Genomic DNA, 10,596 nt, shown 5'->3' with positions numbered 1-10,596 from the left:
GGCGCTTCCATAGAGTGCTCGGAATGATCCATCTGTTTTTTCATCGGCGCTTCCATAGAATGTTCCGAATGATCCATTTGCTTCATTTTGGAATCCTCAGTCATGCCGTGAATGGAATGATCTACGCTATCGGCAGGGGCGATTACAGCATTGATGTCAATCACAGGGTGATCAGCTGCCGGGCTAGGCAAGCTATTACCGACCGCTTGCGCCAGGCGTGAGCGTGTCAGCCAATAGTCACGCACTGATTCCAAATAACTTTGATAGCCCTCATATTCCTGTTGTTTGGTTGCCAGCAACTCAAAGATGCCGATAAGCATAAAATTCTCCGCCTCCTGAGAGCGGGCCACCGCCGCGGTGCGCGCCGGAATCAAGTTGTCACGGTGTTCGATGCTACGTGCCTTGGCATTGAGTAATGCAGCATAGGCCAGGTGTACATTGTTTTTGATGGTTAATTGCAAACGCTCGACTTCGATGGCGCTGATTTGAAGTTCTGCTTTGGTGCGCAATAAAGTATCTTGACCTTGATTGAGAATAGGCAGCTCCCATTCCAGGGTTGGTCCGGTAAGTCTGGCACCATCTGTCTCACGCTCGTGTTCAATGCCAATATTTAGCTCACCCAACCATCGTGTCCAATCTTCTACCCCGAGTCTGTCAGCAAAAAATTCGACCCGAACTTTGGCTGCGGCCAAGTCAAGACGTGAATGCAGTGCAAGATCCAATAATTGCTCCAAGGTGTCTTCTTGCGTTAATGGCAGCGGTAATTGTGCCGGGGTATTCCAGTCGTCATTAATCGGCACACCCATTTGTGCCGCCAGCATAGCGCGCTTGCCATAGGCAAACGCCTCTGCATCCAGTGCATCAAGTCGACGCTGTGAGTAATAGGCGGCACCAATGGCCAGTTCTCTTGCGGTGAGATTGCCTGCAGCATGATAGCGTTGCGCCAGGTCTGTTGATAATTTGCCGACTTTGGCGATGTGTTGTTGTAGCGCCAAACTTTGTTTTGCCGCAACAAACTCATAAAACGCAGATTCAGTTTCCATCGCAACGCTAATTACTTTAGCGGCGATAGACTGTTTCATCTCAGCAAACTGTTGCTTGGCCAAACGTTGACGTGCTGGCCGGGTAATGAAATCGCTAAACGAAGTAATTAAGCTAAAGGTCAAAAGACTTTGTTCACCATCACGGTTAGAGTCAAGGGCTGATGCAGAAAAGACTGGGTTGCGGATACGGCCAGCAGCATAGATATCGGCCATGGCAAAACCTAAGCGCGCATATTCTGTGCGTAATTGAGGGTTGTTGACTAGCGCGACTCGAATGGCATTCTCTGCGGTTAAAGGTTTGTTGAGATAGGTGGCTAGCGAGATATTGGCAGCATTTTCTTCTTCAACATAAAGCCCTCTATCCTGAATAAGGGCTTCGATATCCTCACGCCCTGAATTTTGCGGCAAGGTAGTGCATGCGCCAGTGAGAAGCAAGGGTAGCAAGGCCCATGATCGGTGAAAAAATGTGTGCGTCATAATACGTGTCCTGTTTTATCAAATTTTAATGCAACGTTATTTTTAACTAAAAAAGAAAGTGTATTTCTATGTCTTTTATTCATTACCCTGCTCATTAACAGGCTCAAAAGATAACACCCGGTTATTGCCAAGATCGGTAGCGAAGAGCGTGCCGTTGGGTGCAACGGCAACAGCCATGACATATTCGAATTGTCCGGCTCCTTTACCCTGTTCGCCAAAGGCAGTAAGGAATTCGCCTGTTAAAGAAAATTTCTGTATTCGGTGATGATAAAAATCTGCAGCGAAAACGCTACCGTCTGGCCCCACCGCGACCGAAGTGACTGTGGCAAACCAGCCCTGGAAGGGGCCATGAATATTCATACCCAACGGGCCACCCCATTTGCGTAGGTATTGACCCTCAGCATTAAACGCCTGGAGCCGGTCGTTATAACCGTCGGCAACAATGATTTGGCCTTCTGTGCCCGCAGCAACACTCAACGCAACATCGGTGGGGTAATTAAACTGTTCTGCGGCGATGCCGACTTTGCCCGTGGTTCCCCATTGCCGGATAAACGTTCCATCGGCTTTCAAATGCTGAATACGTTGATTAACAAAATCGGCGACATAAAGTTCGCCATTGCTATTGATTGCAACACCTCCAGGTGCGTTAAATTGGCCAGGGCCGTCGCCACTGCTGCCAATATTGCGCTGAAATATACCTGCTAAACTGTAAACCTGAATACGGTCATTCCAGTAGTCAGCCACATAAATCTCGTTGTTGTGAATGCTCAGATTCATGGGTCGGCCAAGTTGATTGGCGCCTTCGTCATGTTCACCGAACTGGCGTTTGAAATGGCCCTGATGATCAAAGACCTGGATACGGCCATTACGACCATCGCTGACAAAGACTTCCTCGGCAGTGACAGCAATACCCGTTGGGTCTTGAAATTGTGCTGGACCATCACCGGCTGTGCCCCAGGAGTGGACAAAGCGATAGGCGGGTTCTTGTGCGGACGGTATCCACAGTAGCCAGACAATGAGCATCAGACTGATTGTTAATACGCCTAATACTAATACAGTGCGTGTTAATCTTCTTATTACGGCAGTCATATTGTTCTCACTAAAAATTGCGCCGAAAACCAGTAGTAATAATTAGATCGTTTTCAAATGCATTGCCATTAAGGTTTTGCACGATGGGTGTTTGAATAATGGCTTCGAAGACCCAGCGTCGGGTGACGTATTGCACACCGGGAGACAGCCAGATGGTATTGCCACCAGAGTTGCTGTTGTTTTGTCCGTTATTACGGTTTCTATCCTGGTGCAGGGCGTTAAGTTCTAATACGCCGTATAAAAAACCCGGCACAGCGCCTGACAGTTTTTTTGGCCAGATTCGCTGTTGCCATGACAGGTCTAACCGTGTCTCATCGCCGATTTCAAAACCATTGGCTTGGCGGTTATTGCGATAGCTGATTTGCCCACTGATTTGGCTGTTCAGTGTCTGGTAAGTAGCTACCAGTGCACCGAAGGAATCCCAGGCACCAGAACCATTTTGTAATGGCGGTGGCAGGCGGCCAGCACTGTCGCGACTATTATCATCCCCGGTCGGTGCAGTTAGCCCTGCGACACCGCCTAAACGTAGTGTCTGGCCTTGCCTGTCATGTTTCCATAAAGTGTAGCGTGCAAAGCCTGTTACGTCAGCAATGCCCTGATTGTCACGGTCGCTATTGGGCTGTTCAAGGCGATTGTCGACATAAGGCAGAACACCGAATAGTGCCAGCTTGCTATTCACCCCATAGCCCAATATCGATATTGCCGCAGCAGAACGTAAGGTCTGGCTTTGATTGCTTGAACGCGACCAGCGTAATTGCTGACGGAAAACAAAACTGCCCTCACTTACGGGTAATGCAGTATTGAAAGTTATTGGTGCAGCAATGACGTTATTGAATAGCGAGAAGGACAACACAAGCAACAGTGTCACCATAATTTTATGGATACCGTTCATGCTATTTTTTACTTATTCGCCAAGCCGAAGGAATTTAAACTAAACCCCGACTTTTTAATGGCTTTTTCAACCTGAGGTTTTTCGAGTGTTTTTCCATCGTGCATTTTGACAACGATTAAGCCTTGCTCTAGATGACTTTCTATTTCATTGACACCATCAAGTTTATGCAGTTGTTTTTCAGCACCATAAACGCAAAATGGACAAGTCAGACCATGTATACCAATGTGATAGACCTGTTCTGCTATGGCAACAGGGCTAATCATTATTAAAACGAACAGTAACAGTGAACGAATGTGTGACGTCGTTAATCTCCAAGAATATTCAATAACAGACTCTCTAGTCTTTGCTTGAGAGTTGATTGCATTATCTAAGCGCGCATAAGTGAGCGCATCTGTATGAAATAGAAAATTATTTAGCTAGGTTTAGCTAAACAGGGAGATATTTTGGAGGCCTGGTTTGAACCGAAACGTCGACGTTAGTAAACGAATAGGTTGAAACTGCAATAACAGAGTGAGACAAAATCGGTATTTGGAAAAAATATGCTGAGAGATAAACAGAATAGCAGGTTGCATCACAAGGGCAGGTTGCAGCGTTGCAACAATTATCAAGCTCATTGATGTTGTTTGATTTTTCCGCCAAAGACATAGGGCAATTAGGAGAAGCCATTTCAGCAGCTTGCTGCGTGTCAGCTGCGGCCATGCTTTCAGTTTGCATGGAGTCCATATTTGCCATAGCAGAAGAGAAAGCCATAGTCTGCAAGATCATCACTGTGATGATTAGCCAATGAATGAGTTTATTTTTTGAGCTACGCACAGCTGTAAAATACGCTTTTTAATGTGGTAATACAAGTGCTGGGTGGCTGTGGATTATGTCAGTCTATGTGACCCTATTGAAACGCTAAATACGTAGAGTCCTTAGCCTATTCGTTTTTCAGCACGAGTGTGCGAGCGTTTATTTGGTTTGCGGTTATCCCATTGTCCGCCACGCGCATGTTTAAAGCCTTTAGTGTGATTTTTACTTTGTTTTTTATTTTGCGAATCGCCAGGTACAAGGCAGTTTGGCCTGTCCCCGATAAGGTCTGTTCTGCCCATATCTTTTAGTGCTGCACGTAGCTGTGGCCAATTTTTTTCGTCGTGATAACGTAAAAAGGCTTTTTGCAGGCGTCGTTGCTGTGGTTTTTTGGGTGTATACAGCGGGTCATTTTTATAACTGAGTTTTTTTAATGGGTTGTGATTGCTGTAATACATGGCAGTCGCTAATGCCATAGGCGAAGGGTAGAAGGTTTGCACTTGATCAACGCGAAATTTATTCTTTTTTAGCCACAGGGAAAGATTCAACATATCTTCATCGCCACAACCAGGATGGCCAGCGATAAAGTAGGGGATGAGGTATTGTTCTTTGCCAGCTTCTTGCGAATATTTTTCAAACATCTGCTTGAACTTGTCATAGCTGCCCATGCCAGGCTTCATCATCATATTAAGTGTATTGTCTTCGCTATGTTCTGGTGCAATCTTAAGGTAGCCACCAACATGATGTGTGACCAACTCTTTAACGTATTCCGGGTCTTCAATAGCCAGGTCGTAACGTAGGCCAGAAGCAATTAAAACTCGCTTAACACCGGGAATTTTTCTCGCTTTGCGATAGAGCTTGGTCGTAGGGCTATGATCGGTATCCAAACTTTTACATATCGTTGGATAGACACAAGACAAACGCCGGCAGCTAGCTTGAATGTCGTCGTCTTTACATTGTAGGTGATACATATTGGCCGTAGGGCCACCAAGGTCTGAAATGGTACCGGTAAATCCCGGTACAGTATCGCGAATTTTTTCAATTTCGTTTAATACTGATTGTTCAGATCGGCTTTGTATGACACGACCTTCATGCTCAGTAATCGAACAAAACGTGCAACCACCAAAACAGCCGCGCATGATGTTGACCGAGGTCTTAATCATTTCATAAGCGGGAATATTGGCATCGCCATAGCTGGGGTGAGGTCTACGTTGATAAGGTAGATCAAACACCATATCCATTTCTTCGGTGCTAAGAGGGATCGGCGGTGGGTTCACCCATACGTCATAATGACCATGGCGCTGCATTAACGCACGGGCATTATGTGGGTTGGCTTCTTGATGTAAAACCCGTGATGCATGTGCGTACAGTGGTCCATCATTACGCACTTTCTCAAACGCTGGCAGACGAATATAGCTGTTTTTAGCTGTAATCTGGTGCTTATGCATTAATGGCATAGGAACAATCTTAATTTCCGTTATGCCATTTTTTGTTTTACTGGTTTGGTTGGCGCTATCTTGCTTAGTGCTGCAAGTTTGATTGATGGGGTCTTTTTCTTCATAAGGGCTAACCATTGCGCGCAGGGTGTCAGCATCCTTGGGCCAGTCGATACGCGTTGAGTCTATTTCAGTGAATCCTTTCGGTGGAGTTTTACGTAATATTGTTGTGCCACGAATATTCGTTAGCTTGTTAATTGATTCGCCGTTAGATAAACGATGCGCGACTTCGGCAATCGCTCGTTCGGCATTACCGTATAACAGAATGTCTGCCGCAGTATCCACTAAAATGGAGCGACGGACTTTATCACTCCAATAATCATATTGTGCAATGCGGCGCAGGCTGGCTTCGATGCCGCCTAAAACCAGCGGCACGTCGCTATAGGCTTCGCGGCAACGTTGGCTATATACCAAAACAGAGCGGTCAGGTCGCTTGCCTGGCTCGGCATGGGGTGTATAAGCATCATCATTCCGCACTTTTAGATCTGCCGTATAACGGTTGATCATCGAATCCATATTGCCAGCACTGATGCCAAAAAATAGATTAGGCTTGCCTAATACTTTAAATGGTTCAACACTGTGCCAATCAGGTTGCGCAATAATGCCAACACGGAAACCAAGCGACTCAAGAAAACGCCCCATCACTGCCATGCCAAAGCTGGGGTGATCGACATAAGCATCACCGACAACAATGATAATGTCGCAGCTATCCCAGCCCAACTCGTCCATCTCGGCGCGACTCATAGGTAAATACGGCGCAGTGCCATAGCATTCGGCCCAGTATTTTGGGTGGCCGAACAGATCAGGGGCTTTTATGGGTTTTGCTAAGGGCATGGAGTGCTGGAGTGATTATGCAAGGAACAGTGATTATCCCATAAACCATTGTATTTATATAGGTTTTTGAGCCACTAGAAAGGCCACGAAAACCAAAAAACACTAAATCTTTTAAGGGTTAGCCGCTAAATTGCCAAGTGCCCACTCGACATGCTCCCGAACTAACTCTGATTCACAGTTTTTTCGCGCTAACAATGCTTCAATTACCACATCATCCCGCTCACTATTGCCCAATGCCACGGCAATATTACGTAACCAACATTCATAGCCAATACGTCGTATCGCTGAGCCTTCGGTTTTCTTATTGAACTCGGCTTTGCCCCAAGAAAATAGCTCGATCAGTGTCGCGCTATTTAAATCATGACGTGGCGCAAAGTCGGGTTCTGCGCTAAGTGAGGCAAAACGATTCCATGGGCAAACGAGTTGGCAGTCGTCACAACCATAAATGCGGTTGCCCATGGCTTGACGAAATTCGATAGGAATACTACCGCGTAGCTCGATGGTTAAATAAGAGATGCAACGACGGGCGTCGACTTGATAGGGTGCGATGATGGCTTGAGTGGGGCAGATATCAATGCAATCTGTGCAATCACCACAATGATTTTTTGCTTTTTTGTCGGTGGGTAAGGGTAGGTCGGTATAGAGTTCACCAAGAAAAAACCAGGAACCAGCTTTTTGATTGATGAGGTTTGTGTGTTTTCCTATCCAGCCTAATCCGGCTTTTTGTGCCAGGGCTTTTTCTAACACCGGTGCGCTATCGGTGAAAGCACGATAACCAAAATCACCAACGACTGCGCTGATTTTTTTGGCCAGCGTGTTGAGGCGAGCGCGTAGCACTTTGTGGTAGTCGCGGCCGAGGCTATAGCGAGAGATATAGGCGCTGGCTTGGTCTACCATGGTTGCGTCCATGGATTGATGGTTCTCTGGTAGGTAGTCCATGCGTGCGGATATGACGCGTGTCGTGCCTTTAACTAATTCATCGGGACGACTGCGTTTGGTGCCATGGCGTTGCATATAGTCCATTTCGCCGTGCATACCGTCTTTTAGCCAATTAAGTAGGTGCTGCTCATCATCACGCAAATCAATATCGGTAATACCGATTTGTTGGAAGCCGAGCTCTTGGCCCCAGCGTTTTATATCTGCTGCCAGCTCAGACATATCCATCTTATGATTTGTTTCGGTACTCATAGGCGTTATGATACCGCGCATGACATCATTACCCGAAGCTTTGTATAGCGTCGAGCAAGTCCGTGAGTTTGAACGGCTGGCGATTGAACAACATCAAATGCCTGGCTGCCAATTAATGCAGCAAGCCGGTATGTCCGCCTATCGTTGTTTGCAAGAACATTGGCCGCAGACGGAAAAAATATTAATTGCTTGCGGCCCAGGTAATAATGGTGGCGACGGTTACGTGTTAGCACGTTTGTGTCATGAGTCGGGTTTATCTGTGCGGGTCATTACGCTGGGTGATGTTCAGTTACTCAAGGAAGAGGCGCTGACAGCGTGCAATGATGCGGTGGCGAGAGGCGTTGTTATTGAACTGTACCAAGCTGATGTTGATTTGTCGGAGCATGAAGTCATTGTCGATGCGCTATTTGGTATCGGTTTGCAGCGCGCGTTAACAGGTGATGCCAAGGCACTTGTTGAAAAAATCAACGCTGCTGGTTATAAATCAGGTGATGGGTCAGGTGCCTCAGTGTTCGCAATCGATATTCCCTCCGGTTTGTTGGCAGATACAGGTATGCCTGCTGGTGTCGTGGTAGAAGCAGATGTGACCTTGAGTTTCATTGCTTTAAAGCAAGGCATGTTTACCGGCTTAGCCGCAGATTATTGTGGTGAAATTGAGTTTGATGAATTGGATGTGCCGACAGCGGTCCATGTGAATTATTTACCCGTTGCGCGCCGTTATTTGGGTAATGACATTGCTATGTTATTGGCACCACGTAAGCGCACCACGCATAAAGGTCAGTGTGGCCACACGCTATTGGTCGGTGGCAAAATTGGCTATGCGGGCGCTATTCACATGGCGGCAGAGGCAGCATTACGTGTTGGTTCCGGTTTAGTGACGGTGGCTACGCACACGAGTAATGCGGTAGCAATCTCTGCGGCACGTCCTGAAATTATGGCTTTCGGTATCGACAAGGCACAAGTATTAAAGCCATTGATGGAACAAGCTGGCGTCTTTGTGGTTGGTCCTGGCATGGGCGTTGGTGGCATGGCAACCGATTTATGGCATCGCCTGTTAAATTGTGGCAAGCCGATAGTTATGGATGCCGATGGTTTAAATATACTTGCAACAAATATTAAACATTATGCTAACTGGGTTTTGACCCCCCACCCTGGTGAGGCGGCGCGTTTGTTGGATGTCGAGACGGTTGCAATTCAAGCAGACCGTTATGCTGCGATTAAAGCATTACAGCAGCGTTACGGTGGTGTGGTGGTGTTAAAAGGTAGCGGTACGCTAATATGCGATAGCGAAGGTGAGATTAGTGTTGTTAATGCAGGTAACCCAGGTATGGCCTCAGGGGGCATGGGTGATGTGTTGGCAGGTATTATTGGTGGTTTATTGGCACAAGGCCTGTCATTACGAGATGCTGCGCGCGCAGGTGTTTGGTTGCATGCGAGTGCTGCCAACAAGGCGGCAAAGGTTGGTGAGAGGGGGTTGTTGGCAACTGATTTATTGCCACATTTAAGGCGCCTAGTAAATCCTCGAGAAAACCTTGAGCAAGCCATCTAGCGCAGATTTATGAAAATGTTGGAGTTACACTCAGATTCTGCAACGATAACCGAATCATTTGCGAAAGTCTTGGCGCAGTGCTGCGAAACGCGGCCTTTAGTGATTTACTTAAGGGGTGAATTGGGCGCTGGTAAAACGACATTTTGTCGCGGATTCATTCATGGTTTAGGTCATGAAGGTAATGTAAAAAGCCCAACCTATACCATGGTAGAGCCTTATCAATTGAGCGGCTTAACTGTTTATCATTTTGATTTGTATCGAATAGGCTCCTATAAAGAGTTAGAAGAAATGGGGGTGCGTGACTATTTCAATGGCCAATCTTTATGCTTGATTGAATGGCCTGAGCGCGCAGAAGGCGAGCTGGTGAAGGCTGATATTAGTGTTGCTTTGGCGTATGTTGGCGATGAGCGAAAATTGACTATTGAGGCACAAAGTACGGTTGGAAAATCGGTTTTAAAGTGTTTTTCTCAAATGACTGCCGAACTAGAGAACAATATGTTACCAGTGATTTAACATGTGTCACTAGAGATTTTATCGCTATCTTGTTAAAACATATAGAAAAAGGCTTGAAATTCAATAAGAATGAGCCTATAAATACAATGAGAATGCGCCTGGAGGTGCAACACCACTCGTGATAATCAGAACTATTCTATTCGCTGCTAGCTTGCTGGTTGCGTCAATCACTATGGTTAGTGCCGCGCAGACAGTTGTTACTGGTGTGAGAGCATGGCCTGCTCCAGACCACACCCGCCTTGTCTTTGAAATCTCATCCCCGCTTGAATACAAATTATTCACTCTTAAAAATCCAGAACGGATCGTTATCGATTTAAAACGCACGCGTATGCGTATGAGCCTGCCTAAAGAGTCAGTTGGCTTTGTTGAAAGAATGCGTAGTGCTGAACGTAATGCCACCGACTTACGCATTGTTTTAGACACCAATAAGTCAGTTAAGCCAAAAACATTTTTGCTTGTTCCTAACAAAACTTATGGTCATCGTTTGGTTATCGATTTATATGATCAATTGGGAAATTCCTCTAGCAAATCCAAAAGACCGAAAGCGGTAAAACAGATCGCTGATAATAGCTTGCGTGACGTGGTGATTGCTATTGATGCAGGTCATGGTGGTGAAGATCCAGGTGCATTGGGGCGTAAGGGCACACGTGAAAAAGATGTCGTGTTGGCTATTGCTCGTGAGTTAAAGAGAAAAATTGATGCGCAGCGTGGTATGCGTGCCGTATT

General features: G+C 46.4%; 10 protein-coding genes. 3 read left to right on the top strand and 7 right to left on the bottom strand.

Translation table 11 applies throughout. The annotated features are described in order from the left end of the window. The 7 genes from JKY90_07105 to queG all read right to left on the bottom strand — a co-directional run. Positions 1 to 1,520: TolC family protein (locus tag JKY90_07105; protein ID MBL4852032.1), on the bottom strand; the 1,520-nt coding region annotated here is incomplete at its 3' end. A gap of 75 nt (positions 1,521 to 1,595) precedes the next feature. Then, positions 1,596 to 2,609: a 6-bladed beta-propeller gene (locus tag JKY90_07100; protein MBL4852031.1), complete on the bottom strand. Its 1,014-nt coding sequence runs from the start codon at positions 2,607 to 2,609 to the stop codon at positions 1,596 to 1,598. Between the two features lie 10 nt (positions 2,610 to 2,619). After that, positions 2,620 to 3,480, bottom strand: a complete 861-nt coding sequence (locus tag JKY90_07095; protein MBL4852030.1) for a transporter — start codon at positions 3,478 to 3,480, stop codon at positions 2,620 to 2,622. A 29-nt stretch (positions 3,481 to 3,509) separates the two neighbouring features. After that, positions 3,510 to 3,764 carry a heavy-metal-associated domain-containing protein gene (locus JKY90_07090; protein MBL4852029.1) on the bottom strand — a complete coding sequence of 85 codons (255 nt, stop codon included), beginning with the start codon at positions 3,762 to 3,764 and terminating at the stop codon, positions 3,510 to 3,512. A 163-nt stretch (positions 3,765 to 3,927) separates the two neighbouring features. After that, positions 3,928 to 4,269, bottom strand: a complete 342-nt coding sequence (locus JKY90_07085; GenBank protein MBL4852028.1) for a hypothetical protein — start codon at positions 4,267 to 4,269, stop codon at positions 3,928 to 3,930. A 146-nt stretch (positions 4,270 to 4,415) separates the two neighbouring features. Then, positions 4,416 to 6,620: a YgiQ family radical SAM protein gene (locus JKY90_07080; protein ID MBL4852027.1), complete on the bottom strand. Its 2,205-nt coding sequence runs from the start codon at positions 6,618 to 6,620 to the stop codon at positions 4,416 to 4,418. 111 nt (positions 6,621 to 6,731) lie between these two features. After that, a complete protein-coding gene (gene queG / locus JKY90_07075; protein ID MBL4852026.1) occupies positions 6,732 to 7,808 on the bottom strand; it encodes a tRNA epoxyqueuosine(34) reductase QueG in 1,077 nt (358 codons plus the stop codon). Positions 7,809 to 7,827: 19 nt separating this feature from the next. Here queG and JKY90_07070 point away from each other — a divergent pair, with 19 nt between their 5' ends. The 3 genes from JKY90_07070 to JKY90_07060 all read left to right on the top strand — a co-directional run. Next, positions 7,828 to 9,357: an NAD(P)H-hydrate dehydratase gene (locus tag JKY90_07070; GenBank protein MBL4852025.1), complete on the top strand. Its 1,530-nt coding sequence runs from the start codon at positions 7,828 to 7,830 to the stop codon at positions 9,355 to 9,357. Positions 9,358 to 9,366: 9 nt separating this feature from the next. Next, the gene (tsaE, locus tag JKY90_07065) at positions 9,367 to 9,870 is read left to right on the top strand and encodes a tRNA (adenosine(37)-N6)-threonylcarbamoyltransferase complex ATPase subunit type 1 TsaE (GenBank protein ID MBL4852024.1); all 504 of its coding nucleotides are present in this window, start codon (positions 9,367 to 9,369) and stop codon (positions 9,868 to 9,870) included. Between the two features lie 118 nt (positions 9,871 to 9,988). Beyond that, positions 9,989 to 10,596, top strand: a 608-nt coding sequence (locus JKY90_07060) for an AMIN domain-containing protein (GenBank protein ID MBL4852023.1), incomplete at its 3' end; no start/stop codon positions are given.

The sequence above is a fragment of the Gammaproteobacteria bacterium genome (assembly GCA_016765075.1).
GTDB lineage: Bacteria > Pseudomonadota > Gammaproteobacteria.
Note: the sequence above shows the minus strand (reverse complement) of the source record. Positions and strands in the feature narration are given on the sequence as shown.

Coding starts and splice junctions, on each gene's coding strand:
- JKY90_07100 (MBL4852031.1), bottom strand. CDS start 2,609: ATGACTGCCGTAATAAGAAGATTAACACGCACTGTATTAGTATTAGGC.
- JKY90_07095 (MBL4852030.1), bottom strand. CDS start 3,480: ATGGTGACACTGTTGCTTGTGTTGTCCTTCTCGCTATTCAATAACGTC.
- JKY90_07090 (MBL4852029.1), bottom strand. CDS start 3,764: ATGATTAGCCCTGTTGCCATAGCAGAACAGGTCTATCACATTGGTATA.
- JKY90_07080 (MBL4852027.1), bottom strand. CDS start 6,620: ATGCCCTTAGCAAAACCCATAAAAGCCCCTGATCTGTTCGGCCACCCA.
- queG (MBL4852026.1), bottom strand. CDS start 7,808: ATGAGTACCGAAACAAATCATAAGATGGATATGTCTGAGCTGGCAGCA.
- JKY90_07070 (MBL4852025.1), top strand. CDS start 7,828: ATGACATCATTACCCGAAGCTTTGTATAGCGTCGAGCAAGTCCGTGAG.
- tsaE (MBL4852024.1), top strand. CDS start 9,367: ATGAAAATGTTGGAGTTACACTCAGATTCTGCAACGATAACCGAATCA.